The organism is Oerskovia rustica, from assembly GCF_014836555.1.
In the GTDB taxonomy this organism is placed as follows: Bacteria; Actinomycetota; Actinomycetes; order Actinomycetales; family Cellulomonadaceae; genus Oerskovia; species Oerskovia rustica.
In genome coordinates this window covers 153,997-179,117 of record NZ_JACSQQ010000003.1, presented here as the reverse complement: position 1 = coordinate 179,117, position 25,121 = coordinate 153,997, and the positions used below count along the sequence as shown (strand labels likewise).

The window sequence follows — 25,121 nt, the reverse complement described above, 5'->3', positions numbered from 1 at the left end:
GCGGCGCCCCGCCTTCTCGAGGTGAGCCGGTCAGGTCACCAGACCTTGTCGCCCCGGATGACCACGTCCGAACCGCCGTCGACGAAGACGACCTGTCCGCACATGTGGCTGTTCTCCGGGGAGACGAGGAAACGCAGGAGGTTCGCGGGAACCTCGGGACCCATGATCCCGCCGAGCGGCATGGGGACGTGGGACTCGACGGCCTTGGTCGACTCCTCGGTGGCGAGCATCTCGGCCGTCATGCCGGTCTGGACGATGCCCGGTCCGATCGCGTTGAGAGGGATCCCGGCCCCGGCCCAGTCGGCGCTCGGCGCGACGCGGCGCAGCCAGTGCGCGACCGCAGCCTTGCTGCTGCCGTAGACGATGTCGCCCGTCCCGGCCGCGGCGAGCTCGGCCGCGCGTGCCAGTGCGGCCCCCTCGTCACCCGCGAGCGTGAGGTCGACGAGCTGGTCGTCGACCGGCAGGAGGCTCGCCATGGAGCACGTCACGGCCGCGCGCGGGGCGTCGGACCCGGCCAGGAGCGGGCGCAGGCCCTCGAGCGTCGCGAGGGCGCCGAAGTAGTTGACCGCGAGCGTCGCCGGGCTGCCGTTCGACAGGCCCGCGTTGGCGACGACAGCGTCGATCGTGCCGCCGCTGAGCGCGGTGACCTGCTCGACGAGCCCGGTGCGACCCGCAGCGGTGGTGAGGTCGACCGTGACGTCGGCGTCGCGCAGGTCGACGCCGATGACGCGCTGGCCGTCGGCCTCCAGCAACCCCTTGAGGGCCTTGCCGATGCCCGAGGCGGTTCCGGTGACGACGACGGTGCGCATGATGCCCTCCAGAGCAGCAGGTGCGGCCAGCTCTTCCTGGCCGTCCCCCTCAGGCTAGGCCGCAGAACCGTGGAAAACGGGCGTCCGGGACCTCCGACGCGGTGATCGTGACGAAGGTCCCGCGCTCGGCCCTGTTCGGTCCACCTGCCGGGCGAGCGCCTACCAGCCGCCCGGCGCGAGCACCTTCCGGATGCGCTTCTCGCTCACGGGCCCGTCGGTCCCGAGCTGCTGCGCGAACAGCGAGACCCGGAACTCCTCGATGAGCCAGCGTGCCTCGTCGAGCTCGGCGAGGCGGGCAGCGTCGGCGGGGCCGGCGGCGTAGGAGGCGCGTGCCTTGGCGTACGCCTCCTCGACGTCGTGCACGCGCCACGCGAGCTCGGCGTCGCGGTGCGGGTTGGTCGCGGCCTTCTCGATCCGGTACGACGCCGCCCGCAGGTAGCGGGTCAGGTGCGGCAGGCGGTGGGCCGGGGTGCGGGACACGAAGCCCACGCCCACGAGTCCCGCGACCTGGTCACGGACGTCCTGGAGCGTGTTGAGCAGCGCGAGGCTGTTGGCCGAGCGGATCTCGCCGTCCAGGTTCCGTGCGGCCGTGAGCGCGGCGACGACGTGCCCGACGATCTGGTGCACCTCGTTCTCGAGGTGCCGCTTCACGAGGTCCCGCGCGGCGACGTACGCATCAGCACTACGGATCTGTACGGCATCCGGCAGCGGTCCGTACTGCGAGGTCTTGGCACCGGACGTGAGTGCGACGACGGCCGCGAGCTGGAGGTCGGCGACGAGCGCCTCGGTGTTCCGGTACGGGCTCGCGGCCATCGTCAGGGACTGCGTCCCGGACCAGCGGCTCGTGACCCGTGCGCTCTGCAGGGCCGTCTCGCCGAGCAGCAGCCGCCGGACGCCGCGCGCGTGCTCGCGGTCCTGCGTCGAGCGGTCGGCGAGCACCCGGAGCGCGACCGACGGCTTGCCCTTCGCATCGACCTCCTCGACGAGCGCGGGGTACCCGCGCACCACCATGCCGGCCCCGGCGGGCGTCGACACGACCTCGGGCAGCACCCCGTCGGGGAGCCCCGTGGGCCACGTGGTGAGCCCGGTCGCCTCGGCGACGACCACCGACGGCGCGCCGCCGTCGGGCGGACCAGATGCACCAGCACCCCCTGAGCCCCCACCAGGTCGCCCTGCGGAAGGTGCGCCGGACGCGGTCGCGGGGAGGGGGGCTGCGGCGCCGGAGGGCGTGGCGGGGCTGGCGGGAGCGTCGCGAGGAACGAGCGACGCGGATGGTAGCCCTCGAGCCGCCGCCCCCCTCCCCGCGGCCTCCGCCCCAGCCGCCTCGCGCAACGCCGCTCCGACCGCCCCCTTGACCGCGGCCCGCACCGCCGCCTGCGCCTGGGGCGCGAGGCGCCGTTGGAGCGAGACGAGGTCCTTGGACTCGTCGAGCACGACCTCGCCGCCGCGGCGTTCCTCGATGACGCGGAACGTCATGCGCAGGTGGGCGGGGAGGCGTTCGGTGCGGGCGTCGTCCCAGGCGTCGTCGGGGATGAGCACGTCGCGCAGGGCGCGGACGGCACGGGTGAAGGCGACGTGGAAGGGCTCGGCCATGTCGCCCGCGCGGGTGACGTCCTCCCAGGCGGGCGTGTTCTCGCGGAGCCAGGCGACGACGGCGCGCGCGACGGCGGGGGCCGGGACGAGCTGGACGCGCACGGGCTTGGGCAGCGAGCGGATGGTCGCGGTCGCGAGCTCGTCGAGGAGGCCGGGGACCATCCAGTCGAAGCCGTCGGGGACGACACGGTTCAGCACGCTGATGGGGATGTGTACGGTCACGCCATCGGCGTCTGTACCTGGCTGGAACTGGTAGGTCAGGGGGAGCGTGAGGTCGCCCTGGACCCAGGTCTCGGGGAACAGCGAGGTGTCGACGGACTCGGCGTCTGGCACGAGCTGTTCGAGCGTGAACGTGAGCAGGTCGGGGTCGCGGCGCCTGGCGGACTTCCACCAGGTGTCGAAGTGGCGGGCCGAGACGACGTCGTCGGGGATGCGCTCGTCGTAGAAGGCGAAGAGGACGTCGTCGTCGACCACGAGGCCGCGCTGGCGCGAGCGGGCCTCGAGCTCCTCGGCCTCCTCGAGCAGCCGGCGGTTCTCGTGGAAGAACTGGTGGTGCGTGGTCCACTCGCCCTGGACGAGGGCGTGGCGGATGAACATCTCGCGCGCGGCCTCGGGATCGACCTTGCCGTAGAGCACGGTGCGGTCGGCCACGATGGGCACGCCGTAGAGCAGGACCTTCTCCTTGGCCTGCGCGGCGCCCTGCTTGGTGGACCAGTGCGGCTCGGAGTAGGTGCGCTTGACCAGGTGCGTCGCGAGCTCCTCGGCCCACTCGGGCTGGATCTTCGCGACGTCACGGCCCCACAGGCGGCTGGTCTCGACGAGCTCGCCCGCCATGACCCACACGGGGGGCTTCTTCGACAGGGGAGAGCCGGGGAAGATCGCGAAGCGCGCGCCGCGCGCCCCGAGGTACTCGTTGCGGGCCTGCTTCTTGGCCCGCTTCACGGCGAGCTCCTTCTGCGGGCCGCGCAGGTGCGCGACGGACGACGCCTTGACCTCGGTCGCCTCCTGCATGCCGATCTGCGAGAGCAGCCCGGCGAGGAGCGACTGGTGGATGGTGTCGTCGTCCCAGGTGAGACGGCGCTCGACGGGCTGGTCGGTCGCCTCGGCGATCGTGGTGCCCGACGGCGTCGCGACCTTCGCGCTCGCGTCGCCCCGGGTGCGGGGCGTGTAGGACATGTCGATGCCGAGGGGCTTGCTCATCTCGCGGAGCTGCGCGACGACGTCCTGCCACTCGCGCACGCGCAGGAAGTTGATGTACTCGGCCTTGCACAGGCGCCGGAATGCCGACGACGACAGCTCGTGCTGCTGCTCGCGCACGTACTCCCACAGGTTGAGGTACGTGAGGAAGTCGGAGCGGGGGTCGGCGAAGCGGGCGTGGAGCTGGTCGGCCTGGGCGCGGTACTCGGCGGGGCGCTCGCGCGGGTCCTGGATGGACATGACGGCCGCGATGATCGCGACCTCGCGCGCGACGCCGCGACGCGATCCCTCCCAGATCATGCGGGCCAGGCGCGGGTCCATGGGGAGCTGGGCGAGGACGCGGCCGATCTCGGTGAGGCGCGTGACGGCGCGGCCGGGCTGGGCGTCGCGGTCGGCGGGCTCCGCCACGGTCTCGAGCGCGCCGAGCTCGGTCAGGAGCTGCACGCCGTCGCGGATCGAGCGCGTGTCCGGGGGCTCGACGAACGGGAAGCGCGCAACGTCGTCGGGCGAGGAGACCACGCCCACCGAGATCATCTGCAGCAGGACCGACGCGAGCGACGTGCGCAGGATCTCCGGCTCGGTGAACTCGGGGCGCGACGCGAAGTCCTCCTCGGAGTACAGGCGGATCGCGATGCCGTCCGCGACACGTCCCGAGCGCCCCGAGCGCTGGTTGGCGCTGGCCTGCGCGATGGGCTCGATCGGCAGGCGCTGCACCTTGGTCGCCTTGGAGTAGCGCGAGATGCGGGCCGTGCCGGGGTCGACGACGTAGTGGATGCCCGGGACCGTCAGCGACGTCTCGGCGACGTTGGTCGCGAGCACGACGCGGCGCGAGGAGTGCGCCTGGAACACGCGGTGCTGCTCTGCCGAGGACAGGCGTGCGTAGAGCGGCAGGATCTCGACGAAGTCGGGGCGCTTGGGGTCGCGCGTGCGCTCGCCCAGGCGGGACTCGAGAGCGTCGGCCGTGTCGTGGATCTCGCGCTCGCCCGACAGGAACACCAGGACGTCGCCGGGGCCCTCGGCCATGAGCTCCTCGACGGCGTCGACGATGCCCGTGACGAGGTCCTTCTCCTGCGCGCCCTTCGTGGGGGCGCGCTTGGCCTTGCCCGACTCCGGGTCGACATCGGGCGACAGCGGTCGGTACCGGATCTCCACGGGGAACGTGCGACCCGTGACCTCGATGACGGGAGCCGTCTCGGGAACGTGAGCGTCGCCGTCGGGCCCCTCGTCCGTCAGCTCGGCCGCGGCCAGCTCGTCCGCGGTGAGCGGCGGGAGCGGGCCGCCCGGCGCGAAGTGCCGCGCGAACCGCTGCGAGTCGATCGTCGCCGACGTGATGATGACCTTGAGGTCGGGGCGCTGCGGCAGGAGCCGCGTGAGGTACCCGAGCAGGAAGTCGATGTTGAGCGAGCGCTCGTGCGCCTCGTCGATGATGAGCGTGTCGTACGCGAGGAGCTGCGGGTCGCGCTGGATCTGCGCGAGCAGGATCCCGTCGGTCATGACCTTGACGAGGGTCTGGTCGCTCGACTGGTCGGTGAATCGGACCTGGTAGCCGACGATCTCTCCTAGGGCGAGGGGCCGATCTCCGCTGAGTTCTTCGTTGATGCGCTCTGCGACCGTGCGCGCCGCGATGCGTCGCGGCTGCGTGTGCCCGATCTGGCCCTGCCGGCCCCGGCCGAGCTCGAGCGCGATCTTGGGGAGCTGCGTCGTCTTGCCCGAGCCCGTCTCGCCCGCGACGATCACGACCTGGTTCTCCGCGATGGCCCTCGCGATGTCCTCGCGCCGCGCCGAGACGGGCAGCTGCTCGGGATACGTGATGGGCGGCACGACGACCTGCGCGCGCCGCTCGGCGGCCCGCGCGAGCTGGGCGGGGCTCACCTGCTGGCGGCGTGCGCCGCGCTGGCTGCCACGCTTCGATCCGTCACGTTCGCTGCCCGACGGCGGACGCTCGCCCCGGGCGTTCTTGTCGCCCTCGGAGGCCCTCCCGCCGCGCGGCCGGTCGGGGTTCTTGCGGGGAGCGGAGCCCTTGCTGCCGGCGGACTCGTCGGGCTGCTCGGAGGCGAGACTCTGCTCGCTGGCCTGGGGCTTCGCCCGGCCGCGACCCCCGCGCCGACGACGCTGGCCCGTGCCCTCGCGCTGCTGCCCACCGGTCTCCGGACCGGACGCGCCGGCGCCGGTGCTCGCAGGGCCGTCCGGGGTCCTGACCGGAGTCGTGTCCAGGGGACTGTCCAGGTCGGGCCGGGCGGGGCCGTGCGGTTCGGTGCTCACGACCAACCATTCTCGCAAGTAGTCGCAACTTCAATTGCCTCGTCGCCGCCGCGGGCCCGCACGCGGTGAGCGGACGCCACACCCGGGCCTTGCGGCCGCCTCGCCCCGGGCGCACCCTGAGGACATGGCCACGTCCTGGGTCGAACGGTGGCGGCTGGAGCTCGATCAGCTGCGGTGGTTCCCCGCGGCCCAGGAGATCCGGGCCGTGCGGCGCGAGGACCCGCACGACGTCGTGCTGCGCTCGACGTCGGCTCGTCTCCTCTGGGAGCCGTGGCGACTGCTGCCCGTGTACGCGGTCCCCGCGGCGGACGTGCGGGTGCCCCTCGTCGAGGGCGAGCATCGCGACGGGCAGGTGCGGCACGGCCTGATCCCGCACCCGCTGCACTTCGAACGGCACACCTGCCCGGGGACCGAGATGTGGTTCGAGGGCACGGAAGGTGCGAAGGACGGCGCGACCGCCCCGTTCTTCCGTCCCGACGACGAGGACCTCGCAGGCTATCTCGTCGTCGACTTCCAGGCGTTCGACTGGTTCGCCGAGGACCAGCGCCTGGCCGCTCACCCGCGCGACCCCTTCAAGCGGGTCGACGTCGTGCCCAGCGCGCGCCACGTCGTCGTCTCCCTGGGCGGCGTGGTGCTCGCCGACAGCGACCGGGCCATGGCGCTCACCGAGACCTACCTGCCGCTGCGCTGGTACGTCCCCCGCGAGGACGTGCGGTGGGAGGCCCTGACGCCGAGCCCGACGACGAGCGACTGCGCCTACAAGGGTCACGCCCGCTACTGGTCGCTCGCGTCGGGCGACCCCGACGGCGCCGACATCGGCTGGAGCTACGAGGACCCGCTGTCGGACGGCGAGAGGGTGCGCGGGTACGTCGCGTTCTGGTGCGAGCGGACCGACCTCACGCTCGACGGCGCCCGGATGCCCCGCCCCGAGAGCCTGTTCTTCCCCCGCGGACGCCGCTGACCGGACCCGCCCGACAGGTCCTCTGCCCGGGCCTCAGCCCACCCGGACGCTCAGGACGAGCTGCTCGCCGACGTCGAGCCGGACGTCCGAGAGCGTCACGCCGGGCGGCAGCGAGGACGCGAGGTCGATGCGCTTGCCGTCGACCTCCTCGAGCTTTCCGCGAACGGCCAGCAGGAGGGCGGCGACGACCGGGTTGCGGCTCGACGCCCCCACGTCGCTCAGCGTGAGGACCATGGCCTGGTCGATCGACGCGGTCGCCGTGATCTGGGCGCTCGCGGACAGGAAGCCCTTGCGGATCTTCGCCGAGGCCACGATCGACGCGGCGCGCGGGCCACGCGACGTGAGGTCCACGTCGAGCGACGTGAGCGTGAAGCCCTGGTCGGCGAGGGCCTTGGTCGCGAGCTCGCGGACCGTGCTGACGAGGGCTTCGCGGCTCGCCGCGGCGCGCAGGTGACCGCTCACGGGGTGCTCGGTGCTCTGGCCGGACTCCTCGATCGAGAGCGACCCGTCCGCCCCCTCGACCCAGGTGAAGCGCAGGTCCCGGATCTCGGCATCGAGGTCGACGGCGACACCGGCGAGCGTGACCGGGTGGCCCTGGGCGCGGATCGTCCGGGCGACGGCCCGCTCGCGCGCGGTCACGTGCTCGACGTTCTCGGCCGGGTCGGGGGCGTCGGCGGCACCCATGGCGCGGACGACGAGCCCGGTCACGTCGACGTCGAGGCTCTGGACGTCGGGGCTGCCCTGGACGGTCGCGGCGTCGATGCGGACACGGTCCAGGCCCGTGGCATGGTCGCCCAGGTTCTTGGTCATGACCTCGCGGAGCCGGTCGGCGAGAGCGGGGCCGGTGTCCGGGCGGGGGGCGCGGCCGAAGGGGAGGACGTCGTGGGCTGGGCTCAGGTCGTCGGGCATGCGCCGAGCCTATGACGAGCGGGCCGCCGGCGGACGACGGGGCGCCCGGAGCCCAGGCTCCTTACTTTCGTCGGTACCGCAGCCCAGGCGGCCCGACGACGATGGAGCCATGATCACCTTCGCCCACGCGACGAAGCGCTACGGCCCCACGACGGCGCTCGACGACCTCACCGTCACGGTCCGGCCGGGCAGCGTCACGGGCCTCCTCGGCCCGAACGGCGCGGGCAAGTCGACGGCCCTCCGCCTGGCCCTGGGCCTCGACCGCGCGACTGCCGGGGACGTCACCGTCCACGGCATCCCCTACCGCGCCCTGCGGCACCCTCTGCGCACCGTCGGCGCGCACGTCGACGCCCGGGCCTTCCATCCAGGCCGCTCGGCCCGGGCCCACCTGACGGCCCTGGCTCGTTACAACCGGATCCCGGCACGCAGGGTCGACGATGTCCTCGGCCTCGTCGGGCTGAGCGACGTCGCGGGCAAGCGCGCGGGCGGTTTCTCTCTCGGCATGGCCCAGCGGCTCGGCCTCGCGGGTGCGCTGCTGGGCGACCCGGAGGTCGTGCTGCTCGACGAACCCGTCAACGGCCTCGACACGGACGGCGTCCTGTGGCTGCGCGGCCTCCTCCGGGACCTCGCCGACCAGGGCCGCACCGTGCTGCTGTCGAGCCACCTCTTGTCCGAGCTGGAGGTCACGGCCGACCACGTCGTCGTCCTCGGCCGCGGTCGTCTCCTGGCGGACCTCCCGATCGCCGACCTCGTGGGACGGGACGCCCCCGTCGTCGTCCGGACCCCCGACGCCCCGGCGCCTCTCGCGGACGCGCTCGTGGAGATCGGTCACCACCCGCAGGTCGACGGGCACGGACTGACCGTGGACGGCGTCGACGTCACGCTGGTCGGCGACCTCGCCCACGCGCTCGGTCTACGCGTTCACCACCTCGCCCCCGCCCCCGTCACGCTCGAGGCCCGCTACCTGGACCTCGTCGCCGACGACGTCCAGTACCGTGCCCGTCCCGAGGAGCGCATCGCATGATGGCCGCAGTCCGTGCCGAGTGGGGCCGCACGTGGTCCGTGCGTGCCCCGTGGGTCACCCTGGCCGCCGTCCTGGTCACCGTGCCGCTCATGGCGACCGTCCTCGCGAACGACGTCGTCCACGCGGTCTCCACCGGTGAGCTCCCGCCTGGCACCTCGACCGCTCCTGCCGTGGCCCTCGGGCCCGCCGTCCAGCTCGGTCTCGTCGTCCTCGCCGCCCTGGCCATGCACCCCGTGACAACCGAGTACGCCACCGGCACCGCCCGCCTCACGTTCCAGGCCGAGCCACGCCGCTGGCTGGTCCTCGCCGCCAAGACGACGGTCGTCACGGTGACCGCCCTGCTCGCAGGCGTGGCCACGGGCACGGCTGCCACCTTCGCCGTGCGCGCCTTCCTGGGCGTGCACGCCGCCCCGGCCCCGGACGGCGCCCTGGCCGAAGCCCTCCGAGCCGGCCTGCGGACCGGCGTCGTCCTCGCGCTCGCTGCCATCCTCACGGCGGGGATCGCGGCGGTCGTCCGGCACGCGGTCGGTACGCTGGCCCTGGCCGCCGCGCTGCTCGCGGGTGCGCTCCTCCTGCCCGACCCGGTCTCACGGTGGACCCCCGCCGGGGCCGTCGCGTCGTTCGTCGAGGGAGGGGGCGCGCCCTGGGCCCTGGTCGCGTGGGCGGTCGTGGGGTTCGCCGCCGCCGCGGGGGTGCTCGAACGCCGCGACGCCTGACGGAAGGATCCCCATGCCCTCGCCCCTCGCGCTGCTCGCCACGGCGGTGCTCGCACTGACCGTCGCGGGCGCCGTCGCGGCGGTACGCCGCTACCGTTCGCTGGCCCGCGAGCTGCACGCCCGCGCCGTCGCGGACGCGGCGGCCGTCGAGAGGGCACGCCTCGCGGAGGACCTGCACGACGCCCTCGGTCACCGGCTCGCCCGCCTCGCGCTGCGCGCCTCGGCGCTCGCGGTGACGGGCGTCCCGGACGCGGCGGACCTGCGGCGGGAGGCCGACGACGCGGTGCAGGACCTTCACCGCGTCGTCGACGTGCTGCGCGACGACACCCTGGAGCCCGTCGAGGACCTGGTCCGTGCGGCGCGCGACGCGGGTCTCGACGTCACTCTCACCGGCTCCGAGGGTGACGGCCTGGGCGCACCGCTCCTGCGGACCGTCGTGCGAGAGGGCCTCACCAACGCTGTCCGCCACGCTCCCGCCGAGCCGGTCCAGATCGACATCTCCCCCCGCGGCGTCACGGTCCTCAACCGTCTCGCAGCCGCCGGCTCGCGGCCGGACGACGGCCGGGAGCCGTTCGGGCTGGACTCTCTCGAGCGACGCGTGCGTGCTGCGGGCGGGACGTTCTCCCACGGTGAGCGCGACGGATCGTTCGTGCTCGTGGCGAGCCTCCCGGCCCGTCCCCTCGTGCCCGACGGTCACGGCCCGCTGCCGCCCTCGGTGCTGCGCGTGTTTGCGCGGCAGGCTCTGCTGCCCGCAGCGGTGGTGGTGGCGGGCCTCGCGCTCGTGTACTCGTGGGCGGCGCACGACGCCGTCCTCGAGGAGGACGTGTTCGCCGGGATCGTCGTCGGCCAGGAGCGCGCCGCCGTCCAGGCCGAGCTGCCCGAGCGCGAGGCACCGCTGCGCCCGGTCCGTGCTCCTGTCGCGGAACCTGGGTGGGACTGCGCGATCTACACGGACGGCAACTTCCCGCTCGCCATGGCCACCCTCCAGGTCTGTTTCGACGGCGACGAGGTGGTCCGCACCGTCGACCTGCGGGAGCGCTCGTGGCTCTGAGGGGGATCTCGGTCGTGCTGGCCGACGACGACCCGATCGTGCGGGCGAGCGTCAACACCGTGCTGGCGGCCGACGGGCGGTTCGACGTCGTCGCGCAGGCGGCCGACGGTCAGGGCGCCGCAGCGGCGGCACGTCGGCACCGGCCGGACGTCGCCCTCCTCGACATCCGCATGGCAGCCCGTGAGGACGGCCTCGACGCCGCCGAGGCCCTGCGGGCCCAGCTGCCGAACACTGCCGTCGTGCTGCTGACCACGTTCGGCGAGGACGCGTACGTCGACCGGGCGCTGCGCATCGGCGTCGCCGGGTTCCTGCTGAAGTCGGGCGACCCTGCGACGTTGACCGACGGGCTGGCCGCCGCGGCGGCCGGGGGAGCGTGCCTCTCACCGATCGTCGCGGCGCGGCTCATCCGTCATCTCGCGGGCGGTCTCGGTGCGCGACCTGTCGACCGTCCTGCCGTCCTCGACAGCCTCACGCCCCGCGAGCGGGACGTGCTCGTCGCGATCGCTCGCGGGCTGTCCAACGCGGAGGTGGCCGCCACGCTGCACCTCACCGAGGGCACGGTCAAGGGCTACGTCAGCGCCCTGTTCGACCGGCTGGGTGTGCGTAACCGGGTCGAGGCGGCGGTCCTGGCGCACACTGCGGGGCTCACGCCCCGGGGCTAGCTGTCCTGACCTGTCAGGTTGTCGACGTGGCGAGGGACCTCCGCGAACGCCCGCACCGGGAACGTCCCGAACCCCTCGACCTTGGGCGGCACGGCCGTGAACCGCGCACCGCGCGGCGGCACGTCGCCCAGGTTCGTCAGGTGCTCGACGACGTGGATCCCCGCCGCGAGGAGCAGCGAGTGGGCTGGGCGCGCCCCGCCGGACGACTCGGGGTCGGTGTCGTCGATGTTCAACGAGTCGATCCCGACGAGCGTCACGCCGGCGTCGACGAGGTGCTGCGCACCGGCCTCCGTGAGGAACGGCGCGGGCTCGCCGTAGGCCGGGGTGCCGAAGTGCCGGTCCCACCCGGTCTGGAGCAGGACCGCGCTCCCGGCGAGATCGCGGTCGAGGAAGACCTCGGCGCCGATCCCGCGAGCACCGCCCCGCGACGTGTCGACGACCTCGCTCAGCCGGAACAGCTCGGCGGGCAGCCCGACGAGGGTCTCGAGCTCGAGACCGGACAGGTCGGTCCCGTGGTCGTAGCGGTGGAAGGGGCTGTCGAGGTAGGTCCCGGTGTTGCCGATCATCGTCAGCACGTCCATCGCGAACTGCGTGCCGGGCGCGTAGTTCGCGACGGAGTCGGCGCGCGTCAGGAAAAGGGGTGATGGTCGGCGCGGGCAGGCCCGGGTAGGTCACGAGCCCCTCGCGCACGGTGTGGCTCAGGTCGACGAGCCGCGTCGCGCGGGGAGAACGGGCACCCGGGCCGTCACCCTCGGCGTCCGCACCGTCACCCTCGCCCGCCCCACGGCTCCCCACGTGCGGTTCCTCGACGATCGTCAGCCCCGTGATCTCGACCGACCCGACCAGCGCGAGGCCCAGGTGTCGGACGAGGAGGCGAGCGACGTCGTCGGGCCCGAGATCACCCGACGGGACGTCGAGGCGGAACCCTTCCGCGCGAAGGCTGCCGCCGTTGGCGAAGGTCACGTGGGCGTCGAAGTGCGCGCGCTGCTCGGTCATCACCGGAGTGTCGCACCGCGGGCGGGCCCCCGGGAAGGGTCAGGACGCGGCGCGGCTCGTCTCGCCCCGGAGGTGGTCGATCGTGTTCTGCACGTCGCGCAGCGTGGAGCCGACGTCGGCTCCCTGGGCCACGGTCTTGTCGGCGACGTAGCGGAGCTGGGCCGAGGCGGCGTCGAGCGCGACCTGCGCGTCGGTGAGGGCGATGACCGCACGGCCGTCGCCGAACTGGTCGGTGGCCGCCTGGGCGAGCGCGGCGTTGGCCTCGTCGGTCGCGGCCTGGGCGTTCCCGACGGCGTCCTCGACCTCGCTGCGCAGGCCGGCGGGGAGGGTGGAGAGCTGGGTCGCCGCCTTCTCGAGGTCCTCGCCGATCGAGTCGACCTGACACTGGGTGTCCTCGAGGAACTGGGTGACCTCGGCGGCCGATGCGGTCGCGCTCAGCGGCAGCATCATCGCAAGGGCGAGGAAGCTGGCGGCGGCGAGCCGGGCGGCTGGTCCTGATGTCTTCGGCGACGTCATGTCGAGAAGTCTGCACGGCGAACCTGGGAAAAGACAGGGAGGACATGGACAGTTGGTGGAGATTTCGCCCACAGTCGCGGGGGAGCCACGCGCGGCCGCCTCGGCCACGACGGCCCGGTCGCGCGGGTAGCGTTGCCGTCGTGCCCCACCCCGTAGCCCCCGCCCCCGAGGCGACCCGATGATCCGCCGCGCCCTGGCGCGCGCCTACTGGGCCGTGAGCAGGTGGACGTTGCGCACCGAGCAGCCCCCGACCGACCGGCCCGGCATCCTCATCGGCGCCCCGCACACGTCCAACTGGGACTTCGTGCTCATGCTCGCGATCTCGACGAGCGTGGGCGTGAGGGTCCGCTGGCTCGGCAAGCACACCCTGTTCAAGGGCGTGATGGGGCCGTTCGCGCGGGCGCTCGGCGGGATCCCCGTGGACCGGACGGACCCGAGCCGCGTCGTCGACGACATCGTGGCGCGGGTCCGCAGGGGTGAGGTGTTCTCGCTCGTCATCACGCCCGAGGGCACGCGCAGCAAGGGCGAGTACTGGAAGTCGGGCTTCTACCGGATCGCGCGCGCGACGGGCATGCCCGTGACGCTCGGCTACGTGGACCGCACGACCATGACCGCGGGCCTCGGCCCCACGCTCGAGCTCACGGGTGACGTGCGCGCCGACATGGACCTGGTGCGCGCGTTCTACGCGGACAAGGCCGGGTTCGACCCGTCGCGTCGCACCGAGCCGCGTCTGCGCGAGGAGGACCGGCCGGCGCCGGACGGAGCCACCGGAGAGGCTGCTCCGACCGTCTGAGGGACGACGGAGCCGCCGCCGCGTGGCGACCCTGCGGGGAGTGCTGTCCTGATACCTGCCGTGCGCCCTCAGCCCGCAGCCGGGTCCGTCGGCGCGTAGACCCGCAGGCCGCCGGACACCATGGTGAGCGTCGCGTCGGTGACCCGGTTGCCGTCCAGCTCGAGCGTCTCGCCGTCGTGCGCGAGGATCACCGGGTCGTGCGGGGCGCCGTCGCCGAACCGGAGCGACAGGTCGGGCGTGGTCCAGGCGTCGAGCGCGAGGTGGCGTTCGAGTCGCCGGACCCGTCCGGCGAGCGAGGACGCGGCACCGCCCGCGACCGTCTCGAGGAACAGGCGCGCCCGGCTGTAGCGCTGCTCGGCGCGCCCCGTGCGGACGTCGAGCACGCCGTCGTCGAGCCGGATGCGCTCGACGGGCGCGAGGTTCTGCGGGACGTACTTGTTGACCCCCGCGAAGAACGACCAGTAGCTCCCGACGACCCCGTCGACCGACACCCGCAGCGGGGTCGCGGAACGCAGCACGCGCGACGTCGCCCAGACCGTCGCGGGCCACTTCCCGAGGCGCTTCTCGGCGCGTTCGCGCTGCGACACGAGCTCGGGGTAGATGCCGAGCGAGAACGTGTTGAGGACCGTCATCGGGTCCTGCCCGTCGACGCGGAGCTCGGCGACGTCGACGCTCACCCCCGACCCGGCCTGGACGGCCCGGACCGTCGCGGTCATCGACGTGAGGTCGGCGGCCTTGGCGAAGTGGTTGAGCGTGCCGCCGGGGAGGACGACGAGCGGGAGGTCGTGCTCGCGCGCTGCGGCGGCAGCGGTCGCGACGGTCCCGTCGCCGCCGCTGATCCCGAGCGCTCGGGCGGGGCGGGCCCCGCTGCCGCCGTCGGACCCGCCGCCGCGCGCCGCACGGTCGTAGATCTCGCGCAGGTCGTCGCCCTCGGCGAGCACGTGCACCCGGGCCTTCGGGAGGTCGCGGCGCAGGACCTCGAGCGGGTCCTCCTTGAGGATCCGCCCGGACCCGGCGGCCGTGTTGACGACGACGAACAGGCCCTCGCCGTCGGGGAGCGCGGGCACGTCCGTGGGAGGTCCGGCGGGCACGTCCGGCTCCGGGCCCGGTGGGGAGGGCACGAGCCACCGGCCGAGCACCGCGAGCCCGACCCCGAGCGCCGCGCCCCCGACGACGTCCGAGAACCAGTGCGCGCCCACGTGCAGCCGCGAGTACATGACGGCCCCCGCGACCGGAGCGACGACCAGCCCGGCGGCGGGCCACTCCAGGGCCACGGCCGCGGCGAACGCCCCCGCGGTGGCCGAGTGGCCCGACGGGAACGACGGCGTCGTCGGGTAGCGGCGCAGGCGCCGCACGATGGGCAGCGGGTCGGCGGAGGGGCGGTCGCCGCCGAACAGTCCCTTGCCGAGCAGGTTCGCGGTCGCGCTCGCGGCGGCGACGCTCACGAGCCCCCGTACCGCGGCGCGGCGCCCGCGCGCGCCGGTCGTGGCCAGCCCTGCGCCGAGCCCCATCCACAGGACGCTGTGGTTCGCGGCGGTCGTCAGACGCACGAGGGCCACGTCGGCCCGGGGCCCGAGCTGTCGCCGGTACGTCCGGTCGTTCATGCGGCGGTCGAGGCGGGCGACGGCCGGGAACGCCTCGTGGGGCTTGACGAGGCCCGTGAAGCGCGGCTTCCGTCGCGGGGTCTGAGGTGGCGGGACGGGAGCGGACGACATCCAGCCACGGTAGGACGGTCGCGCCCCGCCCGCCCACCCACGCCTCGCCGAGGGCGCCCGCGCACCCGGGGGGAGCGGCGCCGTCGGGCCTCCTCGCGCGGCCCGGCACCCTCGTTCTGACACAACTCCGATAAGTTCTCCCTATGGGCACCACCCCCGACCCGATCCGGGTCTTCCTGCTCGACGACCACGAGGTCGTCCGCCGCGGCGTCGCCGCCCTCCTCGAGGCCGAGGACGACATCACGGTCGTCGGCGAGGCCGGCACCGCCGCTTCAGCGCTGACGCGCATCCGCGCCGTCCGGCCGGACGTGGCCGTGCTCGACGTGCGCCTGCCCGACGGCTCGGGCGTCGAGGTCTGCCGCGACGTGCGCTCCGAGATGCCGGAGATCGGCTGCCTCATGCTCACGTCCTTCGCGGACGACGAGGCGCTGTTCCAGGCGGTCCTCGCGGGCGCCTCGGGCTACGTCCTCAAGCAGATCCACGGCTCGGACCTCGTGGGTGCCGTGCGGACCATCGCGGGCGGCGGCTCGCTGCTCGACCCGGTCAGCACCGCGCGCATCCTCGACCGGCTGCGCACGCCACAGGCCCAGGAGGTCGACCGCCTCGAAGGGCTGTCGCCGCAGGAGCGTCAGATCGTCGACCTCATCGGCGAGGGCATGACGAACCGGCAGATCGGCGAGCGCCTCTTCCTCGCGGAGAAGACCGTCAAGAACTACGTGTCGCACATCCTCGCGACGCTCGGGCTGCAGCGTCGCACGCAGGTCGCGGTCCTCGCGACCGAGCTGCGCACGGAGGACCGCCCGCGCGGCTGAGCGGTGTGCCGCGGCGGTCCTGTCCGGACCGTGGACACCGGCTACCTCATGGGAGACCCCGTCGACCACCTCAACCACGACGGGCTCACCACGGTGGAGCAGGACGCCTGCTGTCCACTACCTCGGGCTGGTGCGATCGAGTTCCGCAGCCGGGCGGTGCTCCTGGCTGACCGTCAGGCGTTCGGGATCCGCCACACGAGCGCGGTACCGCGCCCAGCGGGCACTGCGTCGTCAGCGTCGGCGAGTGCGTCGTCGGCAGATGGGTCGTCGCCCGTGCCGGACGCCTTCGCGGTCTCGCGAGCCGCGACCTCCGCCGGACCCACCGCGAGCGTCCCGTGCAGCGCCTCGGCGCGCGTCGCGAGGTTGTGCAGGCCGCCACGGTGGTCGCCCGCGTCGACGCCCGCGCAGCCGATCCCGTCGTCGACCACGGACAGCGTGATGGCGTCGTCGGTCACGCGCAGCCGCACGTCGACGCGCGACGCGCGCGCGTGGCGGGCCACGTTGGTCAGGGCCTCTCCGACGACGACCACGAGCTGGTCCGCGACCTCGGCGGGCACGAGCGAGGAGTCGTCGCTCTCGATGATGATCGAGGGCGAGAACCCGAGCGCGGACGTCACGGCGCCGGCCGCCGCGGTCAGCCGCTCCTGGAGGCTCGCCTCGGGAGGAGTGGTGGCCTGGAGCGCGAAGATCGTCGAGCGGATCTCGCGGATCGTGTCGTCGAGGTCGTTGACGGCCTCCTCGACGCGCGAGCGCACGAGCTCGTTCTCGATGTGCTTGGTCGTGCTCATGAGGGTCATCGCGGACGCGAAGATGCGCTGGATGACGACGTCGTGCAGGTCGCGCGCGATGCGCTCGCGGTCCTCGAGCACCGCGACCCGTCGTCCGTCCTCGTAGAGGCGGGCGTTGTCGACGGCCACTCCTGCGGCGGCGGCCAGGGCCCGGACCGCGGCCTCGTCGTCGCGCGTGAAGGGCGAGCCGTCGCGCTTGTCGGTCAGGTACAGGTTGCCGTAGACGGAGTCGCGGACCTGGATGGGGACCCCGAGGAAGGTGTGCATGGGCGGGTGCCCGGCGGGGTAGCCGGACGCGGCCGGGTAGCCCTCGATCTTGTCGACGCGCAGCGGGTGCGGGTTGCGGATGACCTCGCCCAGCAGGCCGTGCCCGTGGGGCCAGTGGTCGATCGCCTCGACCTCGGAGTCCTTCATGCCGACCGGCACGAACCGGCCGAGCCGGTCCCCGTCGCGCACGCCGAGCGCCCCGTACCTGGCTCCCGTGAGGTCCATCGCGGCCTCGACGATGCGGCGCAGCACGGTGTCGAGGTCGAGGTTGCTCGTGATGGCGACGACGGCGTCGAGCACGCGGTGCGCGACGGCAGAAGGAAGGGACTCGGTCACCCACGTGAGTCTGTCAGACGTTCGGACCGGAACCGGCCTCGGCAGGACCGGGACGTCGCTCTCTCGTGCGTGGTAGGTCTTCAGGTACTCCACGACTACCCCCTCGATCTCCGTGAGCTCCGGGTGTGTCCCCGGCCGGTCGGCGGGTGGCCGACCGGCCGGGGAAAGAGCGACGGCCCTCCGGGAGGTGACCGGGAGGGCCGTCGGGCGGGGCAGGGTCTCGCGTTCCCTGGTGTTCCCCGCGTCTTCCTGGGTGTATCGCCGTGGCGAGCGGATCGCGTCGCCGAACCGGGATCAGACCAACCAGGAGTTCTTGCGGACGAGCGGCAGGCTCTTCCACTGTCGGCCGAGGCCGAGGGTGTCACCGGCGCCGATCATGGCCAGCGAGATGATCGCGAGGGCCTCGACGACGTGGCTGTCGATGATCGGGTTGGTGGTCAGGGGCAGCGAGGCCAGGTACATGAAGCCGAGGAGGACGGTCCCGGCGGTCGCCGCGATCCGCATCCCGATCCCGAGCACCAGGGCGAGCCCGATGCCGAGGAGGCCTGCCATGAAGAGCCAGTCGGCCCAGGCGGCACCGGCCATCCCGTTGAAGAGACCGGCGAACGGTCCCTGGACGCCGCCGAGGAAGCCGGCCGTGGGGCTGCCTCCGTTGATCCAGGCACGCTCCGAGGGGGTCGAGAACCCGAGCCCGAAGGTCTTGTCGAGGAAGGCCCACACGAAGTAGAAGCCCATGACGATCCGGAAGATCCCCAGGACGATCTGCGTCGGGAGGGTTCCGCGGACCGCGAGGCTCGCGGTCGTCGTGGCCCCCGAGACCTCGTGAGGGACGGCACGTACTGCTCGGGCCGAGCGGGCCGAGCCGGCCGGACGTTCGATCGTTGCACTCATGTCGTCTGTCTTCCTCTCCAGGACCGGATCCCCATCCGGTGCGTTGACTCCATTCCACCGGAGCGGGAGGGCTCGGACCTGGGGCGAAGGTCGAGGAACGCGGGGGACCTAGGTCCTCCCGTGCCGGGACCAGCGGTGCGTCAGTCGAACGCGGGATACCCGCCCGACGGCGTGGGTCCCCACTCGCGCTCGGCCCACGCGACGGCGTCGGACAGGACGGTCGCGATGCTCGGGGTGACGTCGCGCAGGTGCTCGGCACCCCAGCGCCAGCGGGACGTCATGAGCTGCCGGTACGACGGCGACCTCCCCTCGGGTCCGACGCGCGGGCGGTCCGCGACCGCTCCGTCGAGGAGCCAGCCCGTCATGGCGAGGATCCAGCCGGCGCACGCGAGCAGGACGTCGCGGGTCCAGGCGGGCTCGACGACGGCGTCGGGCCGGTGCCTGCGCAGGCCCGTGGTGAACGCGGCGAGGAGGCCGTCGGTCAGGCCGGTCGGCGGGTCGAACACGCACCAGCACGTCGAGAACGGCATGAGCGTGTACGCGGCGTCGAGCGCGGGGTGGTGGACGTTCGTGTCCTCCAGGTCGAGGAACACCCACCCGGCCGGTGTGCGGACGGCGTTGTCGGGGCACGTGTCGCCGGGCGAGACGACGGCGGGGCTCCCCGCCGCGCGCAGGCTCGCGACAGCCTCGAGGTCGTCGTGCACGAACGCGAGCATCGCGTCGAGCGGTTCTCGCGCCAGACCCGTGGGGGTGGGCAGGGCGTCGACGAGCCGGCGCACCCCGGCACGGGCGTCCGCGTCGAGGTCCCACCCCTTGACGACGCCGCGCGCCGCGAGCTCGGCCGAGAACCGTTCGACGCGCCGCCCGGACGCACCCGCGAGCTCGCCGAGCGCGGTCGCCCAGTCGTGCGCGCCCTGCCAGGCGGCGTCGCGGTCGCTGCCGAGCAGGAGGTCGGCGAGCGTGGGGCCGTCGCCGACGTCGCTCATGACGATCAGGCGGTGCGCCTCGTCGACGGCCAGCAGGACGGGGGTGTGGTCGAGGGTCAGGAGCCCCGCGACCTCGTGCTCGAACGGGAGGCCGTGCACGCCCGGGCCGTCCAGGAAGCGCTTGACCACGACCGTGCTGCCCGGTACGTGCGCCGCGGCACGGGTCGTGTCGAGGCGGTCGTCCGTGAGCCCGGCGACGACGCGGGCACGGACGACCAGCGACCGCGTCGACCCGCCGAGGGGCTCGGGCTCGGCGAGCGCCGCGCCGAGGGCGATGCCGGCGAGCGCGAGGGTCTCGTCGAGGTCGGGTACGAGGGCTCGCGTGGTCTGCGCGGGCGGCGATGCAGGCGCAGGCGTCGGGGCGGCGGAAGGCATGCCTCAGTCTGCCCGCCGGGCGCCGCGCCGGTCCACGGTTCGAGCGGGGCGAGGTCGTCAGGGCCGCGCGGCTCGTCGCGTGACGAGCACGGACGTCCCTGCCGCGACGAAGAGCAGGGCCACCCACACCGTGGCCAGGGAGTCGGAGCCGGTGGTCGCGAGGTCGGACGCACGTGCGCCCGTGCTCGTCCCGCCGTCACCGGGTGCCGGCGACGCGGCGACGGTGACCTGTGCACTGGCCGTGTCGTCGCCGGGGTCGTCGTCGGGGGTGCTGGCGGAGACGGTCGCGACGAGGGGGAGCGTGGTGCCAGGCGGGGTCGCCGCGTCGACACGGAGCGAGACGGGGACGAGGAGCTGGTCACCGGGGGCGACGGTCCCTGCCTCGCACGTGATGACCGTGCCCGACGCCGGGCACGCGGCAGCGAGCTCGATCACGGCCGTTCCCGGGGTGCCCGTCCCGCCGGCGTTGAGGAACGTCGTGCCGGGGGGTGCGTGGGTCACGACGGTGACGCCTGTCATCGGTGCGTCGCCGGTGTTGGTCACGGCGATGACGGGATCGAGCCGGGCTCCCGCGACGACGGTGGCCGGCGCCTCGAGGGAGACCGCGAGGTTGCCGCGGGCGGGACCGACGACAGGGAGCGAGGTCGCGGTCGCGGAGTTGTCGGACGGGTCGGGGTCGTGGGCCGAGGTCCCGACCGTGGCGGTGTTCGTGATCGCCGTCCCGGCCAGGGCAGGGTCCTCGACGCGCAGGACGACCGCCCCGGTCCAGGTCTGGTCGGTGGTGAGCGTCCCCAGGGTGCACGTGGTCCGGGCGGTGTCGGCGGTGCACTCGTCGGGACCGGAGACGTAGCTCGTCCCCGGGGGCAGCGCGTCGGTGACCTCGACGTCGGTCGCGTCGCCCGGCCCGGTGTTGGTCACCGTCAGGGGCCAGGTCGTCTCGCCACCGACCTGCGGGGGCGCTGTCGGTGCCGTCTTGGCGATCTGCACGTCCGCGACGTCCGCGGCGTCCGTGGTGGGACCGGCGAAGGCGCTCGCGGAGTTGTTGTCGTGGTCCGGGTCCCGCTGAGGGCTGTAGGCGGTCGCGTCGTTGGTGAGGGCCGTGCCCACGGGGGTGTCGGGCAGGACCTGGGTCCATGCCCGGACGGTGATGGAGTCGCCCGAGGCCAGAGCGCCGAGGGAGCATTGTCCCCAGGACGTGCACGTCACGCCGTCCACGCGGTCGAGCGTGAGGTGAGGACCGGGGTACTCGTAGAGAGTGACGGCGTCAGCAGCGTCGGGGCCGACGTTGGACACGGTGACGTCCCACGCGATCAGGTCGCCCGCGACGATCGGGGCCGTGCCGACGAGCGACTTCGTGACGGAGATGTCGGTGGTCCGGGGTGGGAACGGGGTCACGCCGGCCAGGCTCACGACGGTCGAGTCGTGGGTGTACGCCTTGGGTCCGTCCGGCCCGGTGGCGGAGAAGTGAACCCAGGTGCGCGCGCTCGTCCTGGGGGTCGAGGCGTTGTCGGTGTACTTGTAGCTGAGGGTGCAGGTCCCGCTCACGGGGATCGGGGAGGCGCACGTGCCGAGGTCGAGCGTGAAGTCGGGGCCCTCGCCGCCGGTGTCGAGCGCGGACAGCGGGACCCTCGCGAGGTTGGTGAACGTCACGGTCTGCGGTGCACCGGTCGTGCCAGGGACGGCGACGAAGCCCAGGGAGCCCGGCTCCCAGGACAGCGCGTGGACGACAGCCTGGTAGGAGACGGGCTGGTCCGTCGTCGCGGGTCCTGCCGCCCCTGTCGCGTTCCACGTGCGCCCGCCGGAGACGGAGCTGGACGGGCTGAGGATCGTGCTCGGGTCGAACGTCACCGTGATGACGCACTCCTGGCCGGCGGCCAGGGTGACGGTGCCGTCGACCGACAGACCTGGGCAGGCATCACCGCTGACCTCACCCCACGGCTCGTCGGGCCCGGGCGTGTACCACCCGTCCGTCGAGAGCGTGGTGTCCTGCACCGCGGTCAGGCTGTAGGACAGCGTGACGTCCGGGTCGCCGAACCGCAGGTCCTGCCCGAAGTCCAGCGTCGTCTCGGACACCGTCACGTAGTCGTTGAACTCGGCCGCGGAGGCCGGGGGTGCGAGCGCCACGGCCCCGCCGAGGCTCAGCAGGACGACCAGGCCCGCCGCAGCCGGTCTGCGCGTCGGACGGGTGCTCATCCTGCCCCCCGGGATCGTCTCTGCGTCGATGGAGAAGCTTCACCCATGGTGGCACCCGGTCACCCGGCGCGCTCTCCGTGTGCTCGAGGTCGTCCCGACGAACCCGCCCGGTGGCGCAGAGAGCTGGTCGTCCCTGCGCCGCTGGCGGCCGTCAGGACGTCGCGCCCTCGACGTCCTGCGAGAACTTCTCGACCTCGCCGCGGAGGTCGTCGAGCGAGCTGCTCACGGCCTCGTCGGCCGACTTCACGGCCTCGGACGCCGACTGGAGCTGCGCCGACGCCTCGTCGAGCCGCGCCCGGGCGTCCGCGACGCGCTGCTCGGCCTGCGCCTTGGTCTCCTCGGTCGCGGTGGCCGCCTCGTCGAGGGCGGTCTGGAGGTCCTCCGACGCGGTCTTGGCCGCGGTCACGGCCTCCTCGACCTGGGCTCGCTGGTCCGCGGGCAGCGAGCCGAGCGAGTCGACGAGCGACTGGACGTCGCCGCCGATGGCCTCGGCCTGTGCCTTGGCGTCGTCGAGGAGCTGGTCGAGCTGGTCGCTCGAGATGGAGATCTCGGGGATCGTGATGCTGCCGTCCTCGCCGCACGCGCCGAGCACGGACGTGGACAGGACGAGCGCGAGACCGACGGCGGCGCTCCGGCGGGTGCGTCGGGCGCGTGCGGTGTGCTGCGTTGCGTGGGTGTCCATCTCTCCATTGTGCAGACCTCTGATGAGAAGTCACCCATGAAGTTCCCAGACAACGGGTGGCGCGCACGCCCAAACTCCCTCAGGCTGGAGTCTGGTCGTGTTCGCCGATACCCTCGCACGGTCGAACGTCGCAGAACGGACATGGGAGTCTCGTGGTGACCTTGCCGACGCACCGGGTGCGTTCCAGCGGCCCAGGGGGCCGGCATGGCGCGTCTCGCGCCGAGCCCGCCGCCAGCGGTATGCCCGCTGCCGACGCCGCCCCCGTCGCGCTCGACGAGGCGATCGAGCCCGTCCGTCCCCCGACCGGGCCGGGTCATCACGTCGACGCCCGTCACGTGCGGCGCCCGGCGCGGGCGGTCCCCATGATCCTCTCGTCGACGCTGGTCCTCGGGTCGGTCATGACGGTCGGCTTCGTCGGGTCCTCGATCACGCACCGCGAGTCGTGGTCGGTGCAGTACGCGGCGGAGGAGCCCGTGGCCGGTGCTGCGTTCGGCGTGCAGCCACCGGCCTACGAGCCGCCCAGCGAGGACGTCCAGCTCGACCGCGTGGTCAAGATGCTCGACCGGTCGGACGAGGTGATCGGCGCCGACGCCGCGGTCTCGGAGACCGTGCTGCAGGCGCGCTCTGAGCTCGGCATGCTGCTCGCGACCTATCAGGCCCAGCAGGCTGCGGCCGGTGGAGGCCAGCGGGGCTCGGTCGACGCCCCCGGGCCCGTCGCGCCCGGCGCGCTGCCCGGCGAGGGTCTCGCGACGCCACCCGCGGCCCCGGACCCCCTGACCCCGACGACGCCGGACGCTCCGGACGCCCCAGCCGCTCCGGGCGCCCCAGGAGTCGTCGACGGGCAGGCGCCGACCGCGCCACCGGCGACCGGTACGCCATCGACCGTCGTGCCGGTGGGCCCCGGGGTCGCGCCCGCCGCCACCCCGGTGGCCCCGCCCCCGACGAGCCCCGACGACGGGCCCGGGGCCGCGGACGCCCAGGCGACCGATCTCGACCCGGGCACCGCCACGGACGGGACGGCGACCGCAGGCGCTCCGACGGCTCCTGCGGCTCCTGCGGGTGGTGCGGGGGACGGGTTCGACCCCGAGACGGGTCTTCCGTCGGAGCCGGCCCCCGACCCCGGCGACCCCACCGACGACGAGGCTCCCTCGCACGAGGGTCTGGTGACGATCGACGACGTCGTCGCCGCCGCGACCCGGCTCGCCGAGCTCATGGGGCCCGCGTACGCGCTCGCGGCGGTCGGCGTCGTCCCGGCGGACGGGGCGGTCCCCACCGGCGACACCCTGGCCGACCAGCTCGCCGCCGCCGTCGCGAAGTACGCCGACAGCACGTCCCAGTACGCCAACGGACAGCTTCCGGACTCGGTGCTGTGCCCGCTCGCGTTCGCGCCCGGGCAGAGCCTGCGCTGCGACGCCGCAGAGCAGCTCGAGGCGCTCGCGGCCGAGTACCAGAAGGCGTTCGGCAAGCCGCTGCGCATCACCGACTCCTACCGCAGCTACGACGACCAGGTCGCGGTCAAGGCGGCCAAGCCGTTCCTCGCCGCTGTCCCCGGCACCTCCCAGCACGGGTGGGGTCTCGCGATCGACGTCGGCTCCCCGGTCTCGACCGGGAAGAGCGCCGAGTACCTGTGGATGCGCCTGCACGCACCGGACTACGGCTGGGACAACCCCACGTGGGCGCGCCCCGACGGGCGCAAGCCCGAGCCGTGGCACTTCGAGTTCTACGCGGCCGGGGCCATGCCGGACCGGTACACACCAGGAGCCGAGGGGACGCCGACGGCACCTCCCTCGCCGACGGCCCCGACCTCGCCGACCTCGCCCCCGGCGCCCGCGCCGTCACCGACGACCCCCGTGCCGACGCCGACCCCGACGACTCCGGCCCCGACGGACCCGCCGACGACCCCGGCCCCGTCACCGACCACGCCGTCGCCGACCGAGTCCGTCGCGCCGTCGTCCGCGCCGTCAATCGCGCCGTCGACCTCGCCGACGAACATCCCGGCGCCGACCGCGACGTCCTAGACCAGTGACCGCCCCGACCGTCGACCGTCCCGACGCGCGCGACCACGCGTTCCTCCGGGTGTGCGTCGACCTCGCTCGGGGCGCGCTCGACGCGGGCGACGAGCCGTTCGGCTCCGTGCTCGTCGACGTCGAGGGGACGATCCTGCGGTCGGACCGCAACCGGGTCCGCGGCGGCGACGCGACCCAGCACCCCGAGCTCGCCCTCGCGCGCTGGGCTGCCGAGCACCTCGACGCCGAGCAGCGTCGGACGAGCACGGTCTACACCTCGGGAGAGCACTGCCCGATGTGCAGCGCGGCTCATGCGTGGGTCGGGCTGGGACGGATCGTGTACGCCGCGAGCGGTGCGCAGCTCGCCGGGTGGCGTGAGCGGTGGGGAATACCCCCCGGGCCAGTCGCGCCGTTGCCGATCCACGTCGTCGCACCGGGGATCCCGGTGTCCGGTCCGGACCCCGAGCTCGTCGGCGAGGTCAGGGCGCTCCACGCGCGCCTTCTGGGTGTGGCCGACCGGTAGACCGGCGAGCAGGACCGTGGCGTCCGGGTAATCGGCTCGCGGCCCGCCCGCGCGACGC

At 73.7% G+C, this 25,121-nt stretch carries 20 protein-coding genes; 9 read left to right on the top strand and 11 right to left on the bottom strand.

The features are described from left to right. Positions 1-35: 35 nt before the first annotated feature. Positions 36-809, bottom strand: a complete 774-nt coding sequence (locus H9652_RS02915; protein ID WP_191794579.1) for an SDR family oxidoreductase — start codon at positions 807-809, stop codon at positions 36-38. 159 nt (positions 810-968) lie between these two features. Continuing rightward, a complete protein-coding gene (gene hrpA / locus H9652_RS02910; protein WP_404821988.1) occupies positions 969-5,861 on the bottom strand; it encodes an ATP-dependent RNA helicase HrpA in 4,893 nt (1,630 codons plus the stop codon). A gap of 124 nt (positions 5,862-5,985) precedes the next feature. Here hrpA and H9652_RS02905 point away from each other — a divergent pair, with 124 nt between their 5' ends. Continuing rightward, positions 5,986-6,822, top strand: coding sequence for a DUF427 domain-containing protein (locus H9652_RS02905; protein ID WP_191794578.1), 837 nt, complete (start codon positions 5,986-5,988; stop codon positions 6,820-6,822). A gap of 33 nt (positions 6,823-6,855) precedes the next feature. Here the strand turns inward: H9652_RS02905 and H9652_RS02900 are convergent, their stop codons facing one another. Beyond that, on the bottom strand, positions 6,856-7,731 hold the full coding sequence (locus H9652_RS02900) for a hypothetical protein (RefSeq protein WP_191794577.1): 876 nt from the start codon (positions 7,729-7,731) through the stop codon (positions 6,856-6,858). Positions 7,732-7,840: 109 nt separating this feature from the next. On the opposite strand from H9652_RS02900, the gene H9652_RS02895 reads away from it, so the two are divergent. The 4 genes from H9652_RS02895 to H9652_RS02880 are packed head-to-tail and all read left to right on the top strand — an operon-like array spanning position 7,841 to position 11,184. Beyond that, complete coding sequence (locus tag H9652_RS02895) at positions 7,841-8,755, top strand: ATP-binding cassette domain-containing protein (protein WP_191794576.1); 915 nt, start codon at positions 7,841-7,843, stop codon at positions 8,753-8,755. Beyond that, positions 8,752-9,471, top strand: coding sequence for a hypothetical protein (locus H9652_RS02890; RefSeq protein WP_191794575.1), 720 nt, complete (start codon positions 8,752-8,754; stop codon positions 9,469-9,471). The genes H9652_RS02895 and H9652_RS02890 overlap by 4 nt, the downstream gene beginning before the upstream one ends. A 13-nt stretch (positions 9,472-9,484) precedes the next feature. After that, the gene (locus tag H9652_RS02885) at positions 9,485-10,522 is read left to right on the top strand and encodes a sensor histidine kinase (RefSeq protein ID WP_191794574.1); all 1,038 of its coding nucleotides are present in this window, start codon (positions 9,485-9,487) and stop codon (positions 10,520-10,522) included. Further along, positions 10,513-11,184 carry a response regulator transcription factor gene (locus H9652_RS02880; protein ID WP_318243956.1) on the top strand — a complete coding sequence of 224 codons (672 nt, stop codon included), beginning with the start codon at positions 10,513-10,515 and terminating at the stop codon, positions 11,182-11,184. Before H9652_RS02885 ends, H9652_RS02880 begins: the two co-directional genes overlap by 10 nt. Here the strand turns inward: H9652_RS02880 and H9652_RS19550 are convergent. Then, positions 11,181-11,765: a cyclase family protein gene (locus tag H9652_RS19550; protein WP_225227632.1), complete on the bottom strand. Its 585-nt coding sequence runs from the start codon at positions 11,763-11,765 to the stop codon at positions 11,181-11,183. The two genes, H9652_RS02880 and H9652_RS19550, sit on opposite strands and share 4 nt — an antisense overlap. 454 nt (positions 11,766-12,219) lie before the next feature. After that, complete coding sequence (locus H9652_RS02870; protein ID WP_138826904.1) at positions 12,220-12,696, bottom strand: hypothetical protein; 477 nt, start codon at positions 12,694-12,696, stop codon at positions 12,220-12,222. Positions 12,697-12,874: 178 nt separating this feature from the next. On the opposite strand from H9652_RS02870, the gene H9652_RS02865 reads away from it, so the two are divergent. After that, on the top strand, positions 12,875-13,489 hold the full coding sequence (locus H9652_RS02865) for a 1-acyl-sn-glycerol-3-phosphate acyltransferase (protein WP_191794573.1): 615 nt from the start codon (positions 12,875-12,877) through the stop codon (positions 13,487-13,489). 68 nt (positions 13,490-13,557) lie between these two features. Here the strand turns inward: H9652_RS02865 and H9652_RS02860 are convergent, their stop codons facing one another. After that, positions 13,558-15,204: a bifunctional phosphatase PAP2/diacylglycerol kinase family protein gene (locus H9652_RS02860; protein ID WP_191794572.1), complete on the bottom strand. Its 1,647-nt coding sequence runs from the start codon at positions 15,202-15,204 to the stop codon at positions 13,558-13,560. Positions 15,205-15,347: 143 nt separating this feature from the next. Here H9652_RS02860 and H9652_RS02855 point away from each other — a divergent pair, with 143 nt between their 5' ends. Further along, positions 15,348-16,016 (top strand): response regulator, encoded by a 669-nt coding sequence (locus tag H9652_RS02855; protein ID WP_030152360.1) that lies wholly within the window; start codon positions 15,348-15,350, stop codon positions 16,014-16,016. Between the two features lie 173 nt (positions 16,017-16,189). Here the strand turns inward: H9652_RS02855 and H9652_RS02850 are convergent, their stop codons facing one another. From H9652_RS02850 to H9652_RS02830, 5 genes are all read right to left on the bottom strand, one after another. Beyond that, positions 16,190-17,407, bottom strand: coding sequence for a GAF domain-containing sensor histidine kinase (locus H9652_RS02850; RefSeq protein WP_318243955.1), 1,218 nt, complete (start codon positions 17,405-17,407; stop codon positions 16,190-16,192). A gap of 294 nt (positions 17,408-17,701) precedes the next feature. Then, positions 17,702-18,298, bottom strand: a complete 597-nt coding sequence (locus H9652_RS02845; protein ID WP_191794571.1) for a hypothetical protein — start codon at positions 18,296-18,298, stop codon at positions 17,702-17,704. A gap of 140 nt (positions 18,299-18,438) precedes the next feature. Further along, positions 18,439-19,659 carry an aminoglycoside phosphotransferase family protein gene (locus H9652_RS02840; RefSeq protein ID WP_191794570.1) on the bottom strand — a complete coding sequence of 407 codons (1,221 nt, stop codon included), beginning with the start codon at positions 19,657-19,659 and terminating at the stop codon, positions 18,439-18,441. A gap of 57 nt (positions 19,660-19,716) precedes the next feature. Further along, complete coding sequence (locus tag H9652_RS02835; RefSeq protein ID WP_191794569.1) at positions 19,717-21,852, bottom strand: DUF11 domain-containing protein; 2,136 nt, start codon at positions 21,850-21,852, stop codon at positions 19,717-19,719. A gap of 151 nt (positions 21,853-22,003) precedes the next feature. After that, positions 22,004-22,534 (bottom strand): Mce/MlaD family protein, encoded by a 531-nt coding sequence (locus H9652_RS02830; RefSeq protein ID WP_191794568.1) that lies wholly within the window; start codon positions 22,532-22,534, stop codon positions 22,004-22,006. Between the two features lie 239 nt (positions 22,535-22,773). Here H9652_RS02830 and H9652_RS02825 point away from each other — a divergent pair, with 239 nt between their 5' ends. Together H9652_RS02825 and H9652_RS02820 are read left to right on the top strand one after the other, a co-directional pair. Then, a complete protein-coding gene (locus tag H9652_RS02825; RefSeq protein WP_191794567.1) occupies positions 22,774-24,552 on the top strand; it encodes a M15 family metallopeptidase in 1,779 nt (592 codons plus the stop codon). 4 nt (positions 24,553-24,556) lie between these two features. Then, on the top strand, positions 24,557-25,063 hold the full coding sequence (locus H9652_RS02820) for a nucleoside deaminase (protein ID WP_191794566.1): 507 nt from the start codon (positions 24,557-24,559) through the stop codon (positions 25,061-25,063). Positions 25,064-25,121: the final 58 nt, after the last annotated feature.